A 17,276-nucleotide genomic window follows, 5' to 3' on the forward strand; every position below is an offset into this window, starting at 1 on the left:
CCCGCTCCTCTCTCCCGGCGGCTTCAGCCCTTCACGCTGCCCGCCGTGATGCCTTCGATAATTTTCTCCTGCAGGAATCCGTATAACGCCAGCACCGGCAGTACGCTATACACGATGCCTGTGCAGATCAAAGCGTAATCGGTCTGGTACGCGTCTCGAAACCCGACCATGCCGGTCGGCAGCGTGCGCAGCGCATCTTTGCTGATGAAGAAGTTCGCCAGCAGGTACTCGTTCCAGACGCCGAGGAAGTTGACGATGAACACCGTCACGAGCGCCGGCACCGTCACCGGCAGAATGATCAGCGCAAACAACCGGATCGTCCCGAGGCCGTCCACGATCGCCGCTTCCTCCAGCTCGCTCGGGATCGACCGCATGAACGCCGCGATCAGCAGCACGCTGATCGGCAGCGCGCCGGCCGTATAAGGCAAGTATAGCGACCAATGCGTGTTCAGGATACCTAAATCTTTCACGAGAATGTACTGCGCGATGAACAGCACATTGCCCGGAATGAGCATGCCGATCAAGACGAATTGGTATATCCACCGACTCGTCCGCGCCAGCTTCATCCTTGCGAGCGCGAACGCCGTCGCCGCCGCCAGCAGCACCCCCGAGAGGGAGGAGGCGAACGATAAATATAAGCTGTTGAAGAAGTACACGTTGATCTTCGCTTTCACCCACGCTTCGACATAATTCTCGAACATCCAGCGGGTCGGCAGCCCGAACGGATGCTCCGCGATCTGCAGATTGTCCTTGAACGACGAGAACACGACGAAGACGAACGGGAACAACACCGCGACCACGTAACCCATCAACACGACATGCGGAAGGGCACGCTTCCATACGATCGCCATTACAATTCCACCCTTCCCTGTCGTCTGACGATCAGCAGCTGATACATCGCGGTGAGCAGCAGCGCGAAGACGAAGATGACGATCGACAGCGCCGTGCCGTACCCGTACTCCCCGTAATTGATCGCCTTCGTCACCATGTAGGACGCCATGACCTCCGTCGAGCCGACCGGCCCCCCGTTCGTCATGACGAGCACGATATCGACGACCTTCATGGCGCCGGCGATCGACAGCATGATCACGACCGAGATGATCGGGTGAATGAGCGGCACCGTAATGTGAATCGCCTTATGCCATCCGGAGGCGCCGTCGATGTCGGCCGCTTCGTTCAGCTCCTTCGGAATGGCGAGGATGGCCGCGAGCACTAGCACGATGAAGAAGCCCATCCACTGCCAAGCGTTCGTCGCGAGCACGGCGAACATCGCCCACTTCATATCGGCCAGCCAGTAGATCGGTTCGATGCCGAACCAGCCGAGCGCCCGATTGAGCGGACCGACCTCGGGTTGGTAGATAAAGCCCCACAAAATGCCGATGACCGAGGTCGACAAGATCGAAGGCACGAATACCGTCGTCTTGTAGAAGCCTTGGAACCTCTTGACCCCGCTGATCAATATCGCGAAAAAGACGATCAACGGCACCTGCACGAACGCCGCGAACAAGATGAAGACGATATTGTTATAGATCGCATTGATGAAGTCGTCGTCGCCGAACGCCTCCTCGAAATTGCCGAAGCCGATATACCTCGGGTCGTTCAGCCCGTTCCAATCCGTGAAGCCGTAGACGAGCGACGTGATCATCGGATAGACGAAAAACAACACGTACAAAAACAACGTCGGAACGACGAACAGCGAATAAACGCCCGGATGCCGCATCGTGTCCTTCATTGGCGCGATTCCCCTCTCTCGATGCGAAGGCGCCGCCCGTCTCTTCCGTTCGGGCGGCGCCTCCGTTACCGTTCCTCGTTATTTATTGCTGGCTGGCGTTCGCCGTATCCTGCACCTTCTGCATCGCTTCGCCGACGTCCTCCGGCGACGCTTGACCCGCGATCAGCTTCTGGATCTGCGCTTCGGATTCTTTATAGACGTCGGATTGCACGACGGAGTCGAAGTGCGAGAACGCGCCGCCGGCCGTCTTCATGAGATTCATGACTTCTTTCACGATCGGGTCCTCGACCTTGGCCAGCGCATCGTCGGACAGCTTCATCGAAGGCAATACGCCGTCCTCGAGCAAGCCGCGCAGCTGCATTTCGTCGTTGTATAGGTTTTTGATGAACGCCTTCACCGCTTTCAGCTCGTTCTCGGTAAGATCCGCCGAGAAGCCGTAGCCGTTGCCGTAGTTGCCGTTCACGAAGCTTTGGTCGCCGACGCCGTTCGGCACGGCCGGCATATTGAAGTACCCGACCTTGCCGGTCAGATCGAACGCTTGCTCCGGATCCTTGAATACGGAAGAGCGCCAGCTGCCGTCGAACATCATGCCCGCCTTGCCCGTGACGAACTGGTTCAACATGTCCGCGTACTCGAGACCGAGCTCGCCTTTCGTGAAATATCCCTTATCCACCCATTCCTTGTATTTCGCGAACGCCGCCACGACCTCCGGCGAGTTCCACTTCGCCGAACCGGACAGGAAGCCGTTGATGGATTCCGGACCCGCGTATCGACCGATCATCGTGTTGACCATCATGAGCGGCACCCAGGCGCCCTTCGAGCCCATCGCGAACGGCGTGACGCCGTTCGACTTCAGCGTCTCCGCGGCCGCCTCGAGCTCCTCCCACGTCTTCGGCGGCGCGATGCCGTATTGCTCGAACATCGCTTGGTTATAGTAGAAGCCTTCCGTGTTACCGCCGATCGGCAGGCCGTACACCTTGCCGTCCAGCGTAAATTGGCTCAGGTTCAAGAACTTATCCCCGATGCCGAGCTCCGCGAGAATCGGCGTCAGATCGAGGAGCCGTCCCGCTGCAGCGTACTTCAACGCATCGCCCGTCCCGCCGAACAAGTCGAAGATTTTCGGCGGATTGCCCGCCGCCATCTCCGCGGGCAGCTTCGTGAACCGATTGACCTGGTCCTCGACGCCGTCGAGCTCGAACGTCAGCCCCGGAATTTCCGCTTCGGTCGCGGCGACGACGTCGTCGAGAATCGCCTTGCGGAACTTCTGCGCTTCGCCGATCTGAATGTGCCGGAGCGACACCGCGAACGGTTCGACCGTCTCTTCCTTCGGCTCTTCGGCCGGCGTCTCCGCCGCCGATTGCTCCGGGGCCGGTTCCGGCGCCGCCGGCGTCTCCCCGGCCGGCGTCGTTCCGTTCCCTCCCGCGCATCCCGCAAGCACCATCGCAATGCCGAGCACAAGAACGCCTACTGATTTCAGCTGCTTCGTCATTCGTTCCTGACCTCCCCATAACATATCGCAACTTCGCGCTGCACCTTCATTATAGAATCCGTCCTCATGGGCCCGGCAGGTTCACATTTGTATCATAGGGGGATAAAATCGTCTACAACGAAAAAAGACGAGCCATCGGCGGCTCGCCTTCTTAATTAATAGCTCCGCAGCGGGAACGACACGGTGACGGACGTTCCGACGCCCGGTTCGCTGACGACCTCGATCTCCGCTTCGAAGTGATCCGCGAGCTTCTTGACCATGAACAAGCCGATGCCTTGTCCGCCGCGCTCGTCGTTCATCTTCTCGTATTTGCGAAACAGTCTCGACACCTGCTCCTCCGTCATCCCGACGCCCTCGTCGCGAACGCAGACCACCAAGCGATCCTTGTCGCGGCCAACCCGGCATTCGACCTTCCCGCCCTCGTCGCTGTACTTGATCGCGTTGCTCGCCAAGTTGGAGACGATCAGCTTGAAGCCGATCGCGTTCGCCAGCATCGTCTCGTTCCCCGTCAGCTCCACGACGGAGGCGAAGCCGATGTTTTGCGTGCGCGCCTTGATCTCCATCATGCCGATCGTCTCCCGAATGAGCGCCGCGGGCGAGATGAGCCGCCGATGCCATAACGTCTCCGTGGACAACATCTCTTCCGTATTGATGATATGCGAAATTTCGTTGTCGATGAGATCGACGTAGTCGACGATCGCCTGCAGCCGCTCGCGGTCGCGAGCCTCCGCCGCGCGATCCCCCACCAGCCTCGCGTACGCCTTGATCACCGTCAGCGGATTGCGGACCTCATGCGACACGACGTGGGCGAAGTCGAGCTTCTGCCGATACAGATCCATCTCGGTCTCCAACTCGGCCTGCATGGACAACGTCGGGAAGATCAGTCCGGCATTGCGCTTGTGGCGGTACAAGCTCGAATGAACGAGCGATTCGTCGGTCATCAAATACTCGTGGGATTTCAGCAGCTCGTTCTGAATGGCGGCGGGTACCTTCATCGCGTCGTACGCGCACACCGTCAAATACCCGAGCTCGTCGAGCGCCAAGTCGGCCTTGCATTCGTATTCGTGCAGCTTCCTCACGATATCGCGGCCGTCCTTCCAGTCGACATGTCCCCATAACCGAACATCTTGGTTTTGCAAGAAATGAGGGTTTACGATATCGCCCAGATTGTCGAGCACGCGATCATACTCGAAGTCCTCGTACGTTCGATAAAATTCGTCCCGATCGATATGATGCACGTACGCGTTCAGCAGCCGTTCGTTCCATTCCCGAGCAAGCCGCGAACGGATTCGTTCATAATTCTCGGCCGTCTCGATGAAGAGTACGACCTGCTCCAACTCGATCCCTTTGCGTATGAACGATGTCGCATTATTCACGTAACTTTCCTGATCGCTGTGGAAATACAAAATATGCGCTCCCGCAGGGACGGTCAGTTTACTTGTCAGCGAAATGCTTCGTATTCCTGTCATGTAGTCTTCGCCTCCAAGCCTAACCCTCGGAAAGGGGGTTTTTCTTATTTTACAATAGGGCAGACAAGTTGCATATGGCATTCCGGGCACAAAAAAAACCGCCCCCAACGTTCGTTAGGAGCGGTCTTCGATAATTACAATTTTACAACGTTCTCAGCTTGCGGACCGCGGTTGCCTTGAACGACGTTGAACTCAACGCGTTGGCCTTCGTCCAAAGACTTGTAGCCGTCGCCGACGATTGCGCTGAAGTGAACGAATACGTCGTTTCCGCCTTCAACTTCGATGAAACCGTAGCCCTTCTCTGCGTTGAACCACTTAACTGTACCTGTTTGCATGTAACGTACCTCCAAAATTGGTTTACCCTTAATACTCCATTCCTTATCAGAAAGAAAAAAACACATTCCGAAAAGGGACGAGTGCAGCAAAAATGATCCCCTTACAGAATGTGTATTAAGGTCTCATGTTTGACATTTTCAATGTATCATAACGGCGAACGAATTGCAACCATGTTTTGTAAGCGGCTTCTTGGCCCACTTTACCCGTTCTCGAGCCGCTTCATGAACTCCTCCGCGGCGCTGTATCCTTGCTGGCGCAAGTACCAGCTGTTGGCCGCCGCCTCTACGAGTCCCGCCACGTCGCGTCCCGGCTGCAGCTGAATTTCGATATGCGGGATCTTCACGTCCAGATATTCCGTGAACTTCGGCTCCAGCTCCAGCTCGTTGTTCAGCGCGTCCTGCTCCCACTTCTTCAGCTCGATGTCAAGCACGATGCGGGTTTCGTCCTGGAAGGCGCTGCGGCCGTACAGCCGCGAGACGTTGATCAGGCCGATGCTGCGCAGCGCGAGGAATTCCTTCGTCTTTCCGTTATGCGTGCCGAGCAGCGTCTCCGGGTTGATGCGCTTGAGCACGACCAGATCGTCCGCGACGAGCCGGTGGCCGCGACGAATGAGCGTATGCGCGGTTTCGCTCTTGCCAACGCCGGACTTGCCGCGCAGCAGCACCCCGATGCCCGAGACGTTCACGCAGACGCCGTGAATGGCGATCTCCTCGGCGAGCGTCTTCGACAAGTAGCCGTTGACCAAATCCAAAAACTTCGTCGTCGCGAGCGGCGTCCGGAGAAGCGGAATGTTCTCTTCCTCGCAATATTTGATTAAATATTTCAGTCCCTCTTGGTTTCGGCTGACGATGAAGCAAGGCGGATGATACTTGACGATATTGCCGATATGATGATTCCGCTCGTCTTCGGACAATCGGTGCAGGTATGTAATTTCGCGCCGCCCGAGCAGCTGCACCTCGGCTTGCGGGAAATAATCGAAGTACCCGACGAATTCCAAGCCGGGCCGGTGAACCCGGGTTTTGGTGATCGTGCGGTGCAGCTGCTCGCCGCCGGCCAGCACCTCCAGAGAGAATCGATCCACCAGTTCTTTGACCGTAATCGACTTCAGCTCCGCCCCCTCCTTCTTGGCAACGATTTCATGATACTCCCAAGGTAAGCGCAACCCCCCCGTTTCGTCAACACTGTTCACAAAAAATCCGACATTGCCGCCGCCCTCCAGCCGCCGAACGCCGTCTATCGAAACGCCTGCGCGCGTTCTTCGCCTCCAACGCATCCACCCTTGCCGCGTCGCGGCAAGGGTAGGATTCGCATCCGGGTTTATTCCGGAAGCGGCTTCGTCGTCACCGTCGTCACGCTTCCCGTCACGCCTTCCGGCAGCCGCACGTCGAGCTCGATTCCCTCCGGCGCCGAGACGCGCAGCGTCATCTCGTTCCCGTCGATCCGCCACTGCACCTCGACGGCGCCCCCGTTCGGCAGCGGCACCGCGCCCCGCGCCCACGTCAAGCCGCATGGAGTCGGTTCGATGCGAACCTTCTTCCAGCCTAGCTCTTCCCGCCTTACCCCAAGCACGCTCCGGCCTAGGAAGTAAGCGGGGCCCGCGGACCACGCATGACAGTGGCTTCGCGTCAGCTGGTCCGGATTCGCGCGATTTTCCGCGAAATTCGGGTACATCTCCCAGCAGGTGGTCGCGCCGTTGTCGATCATCTGGCCGAAGTTGCGGCGGATGTCGTCGAGCATGAGCGCTTCGCGCCCCGTCGCCTCCAGCGCCTCATAATAGAAGAACGACATGAACGGACTGCCGATCTGCACGAACTTGACCGGCGGCTCGACTAAATACTGCTCGAGCCGCTCCTTCCGCTCGCCCTCGGCGACGCCGCAAAGCAGAGCGACGACTTGCGTCTGCATGCTGTAGACGCTCGAGCGGCGGCCGTCCGCATGGATGCAGTCGAGATACGCCCCTCGCTCCTCGTCCCAGAGCTTCTCGTTGACGGCGGACGCGAGCGATGCCGACGCCCGCACGAACGGATCGGCTTCGCCGGCCGGACGTCCGGCCGCGGCGGCGAGCGACGCCGCCTTGCGCAGCGTCTGGACGAGGAACAAGTTCTGATGCGTCACGACGCCTTCTCTCGGCTGATCGATCGGCGCCCAGTCGAGCAGATTCCAACCCCGCATCTCCAGCAAGCCCTCGGCGTTGATCTGCTTCAAGTAATGCTCCAGCGTGAAGCGAACGTGCGGCCACATCTCCGCCGCGAACGCCCGGTCGCCCGAATGCTCGACGTACTCCATGCAAGCGATCGCCCAGAAGAACGTCCAGTTCGGGATGACGCTCTTCCAACCGCTCGGCACTTGATCGAGGTACAGCGGGGACGCGTCCTTCGAGCCCGGTACGAGGCGCAGGCATCGCTTCACGATGTCGAGCGCGCCGAAGACGTAGTAGTTGACGAGCGCTTCGTTGCGGCTGTCGCCGACCCAAAACACCTGCTCGTACGCCGGGCAATCGACGAACGTGTCCTCCATGCATAGCCGCGTCGTATGGCGGCTGATGTCCCAGATGTCGTTCAGCAGCGGATCGGAGCACTGGAACGCGCCGGCGTCGACGACGGGGTACGCGCTCTGCACGACGTATACTTCATGCAGCCGCACCGGTCCGGCCGCGCCGCGCACCGTAACCGCCGCATACCGGCAGCCCCGGCGCACCGGCGATTCGTACCGCTGCCGTCCCCCGCGGCTGATATACCGGAACGTATTGTCGAGTCCGTACGTGTGCTGCCGATAGTCGGCCTTCAAGTACTCCATGCCGTAGAAGTCGATGACGGCGCCCTCCGGCGCTTCGATCTCGAAGCCGTGGAAGCCGGAGCGCTGCTTGCCGAAATCGACGAGCAGCTCGACGTCTCCGTCCGCGAAGCGCGGCAGCTCGGCCGGCTCCGGCGTCGGAAGGAGGGCTCGCTCGAGCCCTTGCGGAATCGCGTACGCTTCCGCGACCGGCCGCCAGACGTTCGAGCCGAAGACGTCTTGCTCGGTGTAGTACGCGGAAGGCAGCGGCCGAATCCGGTCACGGACGGGCTCCAGCTCGCGCATCGACGCCGCGCCGGCGGCCCGGACGTAGCCCGGCTCGTCGAGATCGACGGCGCGCTGCGGCTCGGTGTCGATATGCACCGCCTCGTCGAACGGACCGACGAGCGCGAACGGCGTGTCGCCTCCTTCCACGGGGCACCGGAAGGAGAAGGAGATGTCCGCGTTCGCCGCGATGTGGAACGTGTTCCCGTGATCCGACGACGTTACGTCGAGGAGCGCGAAGTGTTCTCCGGCGTCCAATTCGACGTCGGCGTACCGCTCCGGCTGCTCGCCGGACCAGCCCTCGACGGGCCGCCCGTCGATCCAGACGCGCCCCTTGCGCGCCCCGCTCGGGAAGCCGAGCGTCACGCGGCCCGCCTGCTGCAGGACGAGCGTCGTCGCGAGATACCCGACGAACGTGACGGGGTTGGCGTGGTCCGCCGTGCTCGGCATCATCGCGTTCCGCAAATCGATCGCCGCGGTCCACGCCGGCGCCTTCACGCGCTGCAGCGACTCGATCCGGGACGGGTACAGCTTCTCTTCCGTCAGGAACGGGATGTCTCGCGGGACGAGCGACTTCCAAGGTCCAGAGCCGACCGGAGCGACGATGCGCGCGGCGCCCCACGAGGCGTCGTCGAAGCCCGGCTCCGCCCATGCGGCGTCCCAAATCCTCGCGTCGTACACCTCGGCGAAACCTTGCTGGCAAGACATCCGCGGGGACGTCGGCTGCTGCGCGGCAAGCTTCTCCGTTCGCCACGAGGCGTCCGTCGCCGCGAGCGTCGTTCCGTTCGCCGTCACCTCGGCGAGCAGTCCGCCTCTTCCCCGCAAGTAATAAAAGTTCGTCACGCCGAAGTGAAGCACCAACACCGCGATCGTATTCCGCGCGCCGGGCTTCAGCAGATGGCCGATCCGATGGGTGTCGTAGAACTGCTCCTCCGGCCAAGACCGGACGGGACCGCGTCCGACCCGTTCGCCATTCACGTACGCGACGTACCGGGAATCCGCGCTGATGCGCAGCTCCGCCGCGGCGGCCAGTTCCTCCGGCGTTTCGAACGACGCGCGAAAGCACCTCCACTCGTTCCGCGGACTCTCCTCGCCGCCGCCCCAAATCCACGCCGCCTTCCACGCTTGCTCGCTCATGTACGCTCCTCCTTGAGTCATTACTTCGTATGAATCCTATTTTAAGCGGTTCCATCCGAACGATTATGGGTTGTCCGCGCCATGAATGGGGGTCTATAATGACATTGAATCAGGAGGAATGCGCCATGTCGAAGCCCGTGACGATTACGCCGGGAACGCTCTTTTTCAAGACGGCTTTGCCCTTCTACATGAACCGCGTCGCGGAATCGTTCGAGCTGGAGTTTCACGCGCACGATTTCATGGAGATCGCGTACATCGACGAGGGGGCCGGCTTTCATTACGTGAACGAAGAGCGAATGCCCGTGTCGAAGGGCGACCTGTTCCTGCTCCCGATCGGCGTCTCGCACGTGTTCCGCCCGAAGAGCCTTCGGCCCGAACAGCCGCTCGTCGTATACAACTGTATTTACAAACAGGAGCAAGTCGCCGCCGAGCTCGCGTCGATGCCCGGCTTCGGCACGCTCGCTCGCGCTTCGCGCCTGCTGCAGCTGACCCCGCCTATCGACGATTCGGAAGACGCCCCCCGCTACCTCCGCGACCGGAGCGGCGTATTCGGCGAGCTGCTGCGCGCGATGCATCTCGAGTTCGTCCAGCGCCGCGTCGGGCACGTCGCGCGGCTGTACGCGCTCTTCGCGGAGCTCGCGGTGCAGCTCGAACGGCACTCCGAGCCGGATGCGACGCGGCCGGCGCTTCTGCGGGAACGGGACGACGAGCCGATCCTGGAGGCGATTCGCGTCGCGGACGCGTCGTTCGCGGAGCCGCTGACGGCCGTCGCCTTGGCGGAGCGGCTGAACGTCAGCGTCCGCCACTTCCACCGGCTGTTCCGAGGCGCGACCGGGCGGTCGTTCACCGACTACGTGCAGCTCCGCCGCATCGAACGCGCCTGCGAATGGCTGGCCGACACCCGCTGGCCGGTGCAGGACATCGCCGGACGGGTCGGGTATCAGGACGCGAAATTTTTCCAAAGGTTGTTTAAAAAAAAGACGGGGCACTCTCCTAGAGAGTACCGCCGTCTGCATCGCAAGTGACCGTATCGTATGATTATGATGCGTATTCATCGTCCGCCGTTCGCATGCCGCGCGCCCAATAGATAATCGGCGTCGAAGCGACCGAGACGACCAGCTTGATCAGGTACGTCGTCAACGCGACCTGCACCCACACGTCGAACGGAAACCCCGGCGCGCCGAGGAAGGCGATCGAGCAAAAAATGAACGTATCCAGCAGCTGACTGAGCGCCGTGCTTCCGTTATTCCGAATCCAAAGCTGACCGGGCTTCGGGAACGCCTTTTTCAACAATGTAAAGATCTTGACGTCGACCCATTGGCTGACGAAGTAGGCCGTCAAGCTGCCGAGCGCGAGCCGCGGGAGCAAGCCGAAGATCGTCTCGAGCGAGTCCTGCGCGACATCGGTGTCCGTCGGCTCGAAGACGAGCGCCATCTGCATCATGACCGTCGACGCGATCAAGGCGAAGAAGCCCACGTATACCGCCTTCTTGGCGGCCTTCTCTCCATGCTTCTCGTTCAGCAGGTCGGTCGCGAGGAAGATCGTCGCGTAAATCGTGTTGCCGAGCGTCATCACAAGTCCCGCCAGCTCGATCGTCTTGACGACCTGAATGTTGGCGAGCACCGTGGCGACGCCGACCCATGCGTACAGTCCGCCTCGCCCGAACAGCCGGTAGCAGGCTAGGAACAACGCGAAGTTGACGACGGCGAACGCCGCGCCCCATAACAAATTAAACATGCCTAAGTCCCTCCCTAGTTTTGGTTACGCGGGATGGTCTCGAACCGCGGCGCCGCTTCCGCGACGCATCGTTCATTATAACGGAGGATCGCCGAACCCGCCAGAAGAAAAGCGCGCCGCTCGAAGCCGTATCGTCGGAGTTGCTCCGAACCCGCAGACGGCGATTGGCAGAAAAAAAGACGCCCCTCGGGGCGTCGCTTCATGCAACGACATTCACGTGACGCTTTTCTTCGCGTATTTGTTATCGAGCGTGTAATTCGACAGTTGGGGCAGCATCTTCGTCCCGCGCGCCATAGGAACGCGGCACGACGGGCATTCCGGCTCGGCGTCGAACGCGAAGTTGTCTCTCATCCAACAATTGCAGCCCTCGTTCGAGCACGTCCAGACGTCCGTCATTTCCTCCGGGATCTCAACGGCTTGCGGTTTGCGCGAATACATAGGCTCCTCCTTGTAAGAACGCGATTCGTCTCCGTAGAAACAAAAATCACATACCGGAACGCCGTTCGGAATTGCATTGAAGGACGTATCGCGATATGTGAATCACGTTTATTGGGTAGTCTGTTATGGAATTAGATTACCATATTCGGCCCCCAAAATCAAGAAATCGACCGGGTCGCCATCAGCCGCCCGACCTCTCGTTCGACGTCCTCGGGACCGGAAGTATAGTTGTATATTCCCAAGAACGTCCGCGTCGCTTCCGGGTCGGAGCCGATTAAACCGTGGACCGCTTCTTCCTCCGGCGCGACGGGCGACGCCTGGGAAAACTTGCATCCCAAATAGAACAACCCGGACAGCTTCGATTTCATCGCCCCCTCGTAGCGCGCCGCCATCTCGCCCCAGCGCGGGCCCCATTCGGCTTTCTCGACGCTCGACAGCGTCGCGGCGAGCGCCCGCGCGCCGTACAACGCGTCGTGCAGCCCTTGCCCGACGGCCGGATCCTTGAACATCAGGGCGTCGCCGACGAGCGCCCACCCGTCGCCCATCCCCGCATACCAGTCGTTGTCGTAGCCGAGCAGCCCTTTGATCGGCTCCGCCAACGCCGCTTCGCGCAGCCGCGACGGGAAGTCGGTCGCGGGAAGCCCGACGTCGACGGCGGCGCGGAAGCTCTCCTCCGGCGCCTCCCGCATCCGATCGATCCAAGCCTTGCGCGCCAACGGGAACATGACGCCGACGACGTACAGCGAATCGCTCGTCGGGAAGGCGATGACCATCGTATCGTCCGTCTTATACATCTCTACGTGCCGCTCGCCCGATTGCGTAAAACCGGAGAAGTACCCGACATACGAAGCGTAATCCGTCGGCACGCGAATGTCGCAGCGGCTGCCCGCGAGGTCGCGAACGGCCGAACGGCGGCCGTCGGCGCCGACGACGAACCGCGCCTCGAACCGCTCGACGCCGCCGTCGCGGCGCACGCCGACGACCCCGCGGACGGCGTCGCCGTCCTTCAGCAGCTCCGTCACGCGGAAGCCTTGCATCGTATGGACGCCCGGTTGGGCGGCGGCGTGCTCGAATAAGATGTGATCCAGGTACATCCGCCGGATAGACATGCAGAACGTCTCGCCGTTCGCCTCCGGGAAGTCGCCGTCGACGACCGCGCCGCCGATCTGCAGCTTCGCCCGCCGATAAACCGGCGTGCCGGTGGCGAGCAGCTTGTCGAGCACGCCCATCTCCCGGAGCAGGCCGATCGAGTTATTAAAGAAGTTATGCGTGGACAAGATGTCGCTCGGGAACGTGCTTCGGTCGAGCAGCAGCACCTCGAAGCCGGCTTTCGAGAGCTCGTACGCCAGCGCCGATCCGGCGACGCGGGCGCCGACGACGATTACGTCGTATTGGGTTTTCATCGTAAAAAACCGCCTCTCCTCGCGAATGGAATAGGAACTCCATTCATTGTAGGAGAGGCGGTTGTCATGCAGATATGACACGGTGTCATTTTCGATATAGGGAGATCGACCGAATCATGTTCTTCAGACCTTCGCCCGGCCGAGGAACGGCATGCCGCGGTTCGTGTCGAGCGCGTCCCCGACCGCCTTCGCATGGCCCTTTTTCATCGGCGGCGGTCCCCTTCCTTCTCGTTCAAGCACGGTTTTTGATGCGACGAATATCATTCGTACATGCGGCGCACTTCGTCCGCCATATGCGTCACCGCACGCCGCAGCTCAGGCGGCTGTACGATGCGGACGTCCGTCCCGAAGCCGAGGAAGAACGCCGTCGCCCACGGCACGTACGATGCGGGCATCGTCGCCCGCACCGTGCCCGTCCCGTCGGGACGCGCCGCGAGCCCCTCGGCCAGCCACGGATCCGCGGCGGCGCGGCGCGCGCCCTCCCGCGTCAGCTCGATCTCGAGCGGCAGCGCCGCAGGATCTTCCGCCGCCGGGGGCGCCCAAGGCAGGAACGGCCCCTCGGGTTCGTCGTCGGCTCCGGCGACGTCCGGGACGATCGTTGCGGACAGCACCCGATCGGCGCGGAACACGCGGTCGGCCTCGTTTCGATAGCAGTACGCCTGCACGTACCAAAGCCCGTTCATCGCATAGACGCCCGTCGGCCGGATGCGGCGCGTCGAACGGCCGGGCGAGCCGTCGTATTCGATATCCGCCTCCGCCCGCTCGAGCGCCGCGGCGAGCAGCGTCCGCAGATGAGGGGCCTCGACGCGCCGAGGCGGCACCCAGAAGGTTAGCCGGCGCTTCAGGCGGTCGATCTTGGCGCGCACGTCGCCGGGCAGCTTCGCATAAAATTTCCGCAGCGCCGACGACGTCTCGAGCTCGAACGGCAGCGCCGAGTATCGCTCCAGCGCTTGGCTCGCGAAGAAGATCGCCACCGCCTCGTGTTCGGTGAAATGAATCGGCGGCAGCATCTTATCGTGCAGAACGCGGTAGCCGCCGGCCGCCCCGACCTCCGAGTACAGCGGTACGCCAAGCTCCCCGAGCTCCCCGAGATCGCGGACGATCGTGCGGCGAGAAACGCCGAGCTCGTCCGCCAGCTCCCGAATGGTGAAGCGCCGCTTCTCGTTGACCAGCATCATGAGCTGGATCAGCCGTTGCGCCTTGTGCATGCGGGGGACCTCCTCTTTTTTATAGATGACCGAGAATCATGCCAGTTGTTGGCACTATTATGCCTTACGCTTAGGTCTGAATCCACTACATCTATTTCGAAAAAGGAGCTCGATGTTCGAATGACTACCTCCCTACGTTTTTCCACGCTGGAGCTATGCATCTGCCGACCCGCCCCCGACCTGCCGGACGCCGACTTCCGCAAGGCGCTGCGCGCGGCCGACGACTTCCTCGCGGGCTGCGCCGGCTTCGAAGGGCGGGAGCTGCTGTACTCGGCGTCGTCCGATCGATGGATCGATCTCGTCCGCTGGGCGTCCCCCGACGCGGCTGAGGCCGCGATGGACGCGTTCGGCCATGTCGAAGCGCTGCAGCCGCTCGCGAGTCGGCTCGTCGACGCGACGATGCTTCGCCTGTCCCGCCTGCCCGAACTCGCCGTCTGCGGCAAGACGGCCGGCGCCGGCGACGCCCCGGTGTACGAGGTCATCGCGTACCGCTTGAAGCCGGGGATCGAAGACGCCGACTATCGGCGCACGCTGGACGCGTTCGGCGCGGCGTTGTCCGCGATGGACGGCTTCCTGGGGCGCGACGTCTTTCGGGACGCGTCGAGCGGCACATGGGCGGAAGTGATCCGATACGCCGACCAACCGGCCGTCGACCGCCTCGGCCCCGTCGTCATGAGCCTCCCCGAAGCGGCCGCCGCCATGGAGCGGATCGACGCCGAAACCGTAGAGCTTCTCTTCGCGACGCAGGTTCGATCGTCATGAAGGAAGGCCGTCCCCGAGGGATCCGGGAGACGGCCTTCTTCACGTTCAAATTACATTTCCTTCACGGCTTGCAGCTTGCCGACCTCGAACAGGCCGATCGCCTCCGTGTACAGCATGTCCGTCCACCCGGACGTAATGAGACCGTCCTTCGTTCGGGCCACGTAGGCGACGGATTCGATCGATTGTTCGTCGACCGCCGACAATAAATTTTCTAGCAGAAACTTAGGGGTAACCTCCGCTTCCGCTTCCTCCGAATGCTTGGTCATGCTTCCGCCTCCTTCCGCATTTTCCAACGTTAATATGGATGGAGGACGGCCGATTTATGCGCCTCCGCCGAGCGTCCGCAGCAACGCCATGGCGACCCCCATGAGAACGACCGCCGGCAGCAGATTGGCGACGCGGATCTTCGTTAGCTCGAGCAGGTTGATGCCGATGCCGACGATCAGCACGCCGCCGACGGCCGACACCTCCGCGGTGACCGCTTCGATCGCATCCGGCGCGAACCAGCCCGCGAACGCCATCGCCGCGAGCGCGATGCCGCCTTGATACAACAGGACGGGCACCGCCGAAAACAACACCCCGAAACCGAGCGCCGACGCGAACACGATCGAGAGAAAGCCGTCCATGATCGACTTCGCGTACAGGACGTCGTGGTTGAGCCGAACGCCGCTGTCGATCGATCCGAGAATCGCCATCGCCCCGATGCAATAAACGAGCGACGCCGTGACGAACGCCTTCCCGACCGGCGACGCGCCGGCCCCCGACGGCATGCGTCGCTCCAGCCAGGCGCCGACCTGCTCGAAGCGGCGTTCGATTTGCAGCCATTCGCCGATGACGCCGCCGGCCACGAGGCTGACGACCATCCAGACGTAATGCGTCGTCTTCATCGCCATCGATATCCCTAGAACGCATAGTGCGATCGCCATGCCTTGCACGACCGTCCTCTGCACCCGCTCGTTCAAATTCGGCAGCAGGGCGCCGATCAATCCGCCGACGACGATCGCCGCCGCGTTCACGATACTTCCCAATAACACCATGGTTTCGTTCGATCCTCTCTCGTTACTCGTCCGCCGCGGCGACCGCCACCGGACCGAGCGCATATCGGCCGTCCGGCCGGCGCCCTTCCATCGCCCAGGCGACGCCGGGCGCGCCGGTCGCCGGGTCCACGATCGCGATCGTCAGCGTATAGACGCCCTCGGGCAAGGAAGCGGGCGGCCGCAGCCGCGCCTCGAAGACGGTCTCTCCCGGCATCCAGTCGCGAATATCCGCTTCGTCCGCCTCGTCGCGAAAGACGACGCGGCCTTCGGCGTCCACGAGCGCCAGCTCGAGCGGCCAGTCGTAATAGAACGGCGCGACGCCGAGGTTCCGCACCTCGAGACCGACGGCGACGTCCTTGCCGGGCCGCCACTCCACCGGGTACGATGCCGTGCGCACCGCGAACCGATATCCGAGCGTATTGAGGAATCGATCCAGATTGCGGCGCTCCGCCTCGTCCAGCTCCTCGATGTCGGTGCTCGGCCCGACCCAGCTGAGATGGCTGCGCCGCGCCATGTCGAGCGTCTGCGCGAAGCGCGACGGATCGAAGTACATGCCGTCGATGCCGGCGTTGCCGAATTCGCCGCCGCTCGGCCCTCGCTTCCAGAAGTCCGGGGTCGCGGGAATGAAGGCGTCGGCAAGCGCGGAGGCGTAGCCGTTTTCGAACCAGTCGATGAAATCGTACGTCTGCCGGACGCCTCCGAACACGTCGTTGTACAAGCCGATGCCGTTCCGCTCGGCGATCGGATAAGGTCTGCGCATCAGCAGCTTCTTGGTCGGGAACGCCTCGAGATAATGCGTGACGTACTTGTCCGATTCCGCCATCGGCGGGAACGGGATGCGCACCGCGTCGTCGCTGTAGGTATGCCACTCGCCCCAATGGCCGAGGCTGCCCAAGGCGATGAAAGCGACTCTGGGATCGGCGTCGTACCGGTCCCCAAGCGCCTGAATGAGCCGTGCGTGATATCGTTGCAGCGTCGCGTTCGCATAGTTCGGACTGAAGCCCTTCCCTACGTCTTCGTCGTACCAGATCCCGTCCCCGTCGATCTCGTCGTAGAGCCAATCCGGAATGTCCATATGCCGTTCGTCCGTGCCGTAATCGAGCACGACGCGCAGCACGAACCGGATCCCCCGCGCCGCGTAGGCGTCCATGCCGTACTCTCGCTCGATCGCCTCGAAGGCGAACGCCCCCTTCTCCGGCTCCAACTCGCGCCACGTAAGCACCTTGTACACCATGCTATGCGGCACCGGGAAGTCGTCGTACGCCGCTCCGGGCACGAGCCCCATGAACGGATTGTTCAATACGGCGTCGGTCGCGCGCGGCGCGACCCGTACGATATAGACGTCGTCCGCCTCGGGCGTCGTCGTCCGAGGAGACGGCGCGCCCGCGGGTCCGGCCATCGTCATCAATAGAATTATGATCCAAGACAGCGTCAAGAAGCCGCGCACGGCTGGCGTTCCCCTTTCGGATGC

General features: G+C 61.9%; 16 protein-coding genes. 2 read left to right on the top strand and 14 right to left on the bottom strand.

The features are described 5' to 3' along the window. Positions 1-23: 23 nt before the first annotated feature. From RIN49_RS18865 to RIN49_RS18895, 7 genes are all read right to left on the bottom strand, one after another. On the bottom strand, positions 24-851 hold the full coding sequence (locus RIN49_RS18865) for a carbohydrate ABC transporter permease (RefSeq protein ID WP_309121707.1): 828 nt from the start codon (positions 849-851) through the stop codon (positions 24-26). Continuing rightward, positions 851-1,732, bottom strand: a complete 882-nt coding sequence (locus tag RIN49_RS18870) for a carbohydrate ABC transporter permease (protein WP_309121708.1) — start codon at positions 1,730-1,732, stop codon at positions 851-853. The genes RIN49_RS18865 and RIN49_RS18870 overlap by 1 nt, the downstream gene beginning before the upstream one ends. A gap of 82 nt (positions 1,733-1,814) precedes the next feature. Further along, positions 1,815-3,221, bottom strand: coding sequence for an extracellular solute-binding protein (locus RIN49_RS18875; protein WP_309121709.1), 1,407 nt, complete (start codon positions 3,219-3,221; stop codon positions 1,815-1,817). Positions 3,222-3,376: 155 nt separating this feature from the next. Continuing rightward, positions 3,377-4,690, bottom strand: a complete 1,314-nt coding sequence (locus tag RIN49_RS18880; protein ID WP_309121710.1) for an ATP-binding protein — start codon at positions 4,688-4,690, stop codon at positions 3,377-3,379. A 134-nt stretch (positions 4,691-4,824) separates the two neighbouring features. Continuing rightward, positions 4,825-5,025, bottom strand: a complete 201-nt coding sequence (locus RIN49_RS18885; RefSeq protein ID WP_138197935.1) for a cold-shock protein — start codon at positions 5,023-5,025, stop codon at positions 4,825-4,827. A gap of 200 nt (positions 5,026-5,225) precedes the next feature. Then, positions 5,226-6,134, bottom strand: a complete 909-nt coding sequence (gene hprK, locus RIN49_RS18890; RefSeq protein ID WP_309121730.1) for an HPr(Ser) kinase/phosphatase — start codon at positions 6,132-6,134, stop codon at positions 5,226-5,228. Between the two features lie 209 nt (positions 6,135-6,343). Continuing rightward, entirely contained in the window at positions 6,344-9,220 is a 2,877-nt protein-coding gene (locus tag RIN49_RS18895) for a family 78 glycoside hydrolase catalytic domain (protein ID WP_309121711.1), read from the bottom strand. A gap of 125 nt (positions 9,221-9,345) precedes the next feature. Here RIN49_RS18895 and RIN49_RS18900 point away from each other — a divergent pair, with 125 nt between their 5' ends. After that, positions 9,346-10,245, top strand: a complete 900-nt coding sequence (locus tag RIN49_RS18900; protein ID WP_309121712.1) for a helix-turn-helix domain-containing protein — start codon at positions 9,346-9,348, stop codon at positions 10,243-10,245. A 13-nt stretch (positions 10,246-10,258) separates the two neighbouring features. Here RIN49_RS18900 and RIN49_RS18905 read toward each other — a convergent pair whose 3' ends face one another. From RIN49_RS18905 to RIN49_RS18920, 4 genes are all read right to left on the bottom strand, one after another. Further along, positions 10,259-10,957 (bottom strand): queuosine precursor transporter, encoded by a 699-nt coding sequence (locus RIN49_RS18905; protein WP_309121713.1) that lies wholly within the window; start codon positions 10,955-10,957, stop codon positions 10,259-10,261. A gap of 213 nt (positions 10,958-11,170) precedes the next feature. Then, positions 11,171-11,395 carry a cold-shock protein gene (locus tag RIN49_RS18910; protein WP_138197940.1) on the bottom strand — a complete coding sequence of 75 codons (225 nt, stop codon included), beginning with the start codon at positions 11,393-11,395 and terminating at the stop codon, positions 11,171-11,173. Between the two features lie 158 nt (positions 11,396-11,553). Further along, the gene (locus tag RIN49_RS18915; RefSeq protein WP_309121714.1) at positions 11,554-12,798 is read right to left on the bottom strand and encodes an NAD(P)/FAD-dependent oxidoreductase; all 1,245 of its coding nucleotides are present in this window, start codon (positions 12,796-12,798) and stop codon (positions 11,554-11,556) included. 260 nt (positions 12,799-13,058) lie between these two features. Continuing rightward, entirely contained in the window at positions 13,059-14,006 is a 948-nt protein-coding gene (locus RIN49_RS18920; protein WP_309121715.1) for a helix-turn-helix transcriptional regulator, read from the bottom strand. A gap of 120 nt (positions 14,007-14,126) precedes the next feature. Here RIN49_RS18920 and RIN49_RS18925 point away from each other — a divergent pair, with 120 nt between their 5' ends. Next, positions 14,127-14,768 carry a hypothetical protein gene (locus RIN49_RS18925; RefSeq protein ID WP_309121716.1) on the top strand — a complete coding sequence of 214 codons (642 nt, stop codon included), beginning with the start codon at positions 14,127-14,129 and terminating at the stop codon, positions 14,766-14,768. Between the two features lie 50 nt (positions 14,769-14,818). On the opposite strand, the gene RIN49_RS18930 is transcribed toward RIN49_RS18925, so the two are convergent. The 3 genes from RIN49_RS18930 to RIN49_RS18940 are packed head-to-tail and all read right to left on the bottom strand — an operon-like array spanning position 14,819 to position 17,252. Continuing rightward, complete coding sequence (locus tag RIN49_RS18930) at positions 14,819-15,034, bottom strand: hypothetical protein (protein WP_309121717.1); 216 nt, start codon at positions 15,032-15,034, stop codon at positions 14,819-14,821. Positions 15,035-15,088: 54 nt separating this feature from the next. Then, positions 15,089-15,805, bottom strand: a complete 717-nt coding sequence (locus RIN49_RS18935; protein ID WP_309121718.1) for a DUF554 domain-containing protein — start codon at positions 15,803-15,805, stop codon at positions 15,089-15,091. A 22-nt stretch (positions 15,806-15,827) separates the two neighbouring features. Further along, positions 15,828-17,252 carry a DUF4832 domain-containing protein gene (locus tag RIN49_RS18940; RefSeq protein ID WP_309121719.1) on the bottom strand — a complete coding sequence of 475 codons (1,425 nt, stop codon included), beginning with the start codon at positions 17,250-17,252 and terminating at the stop codon, positions 15,828-15,830. Positions 17,253-17,276 lie beyond the last annotated feature (24 nt).

The organism is Paenibacillus sp. (assembly GCF_031177825.1).
In the GTDB taxonomy this organism is placed as follows: Bacteria; Bacillota; Bacilli; order Paenibacillales; family YIM-B00363; genus Paenibacillus_AE.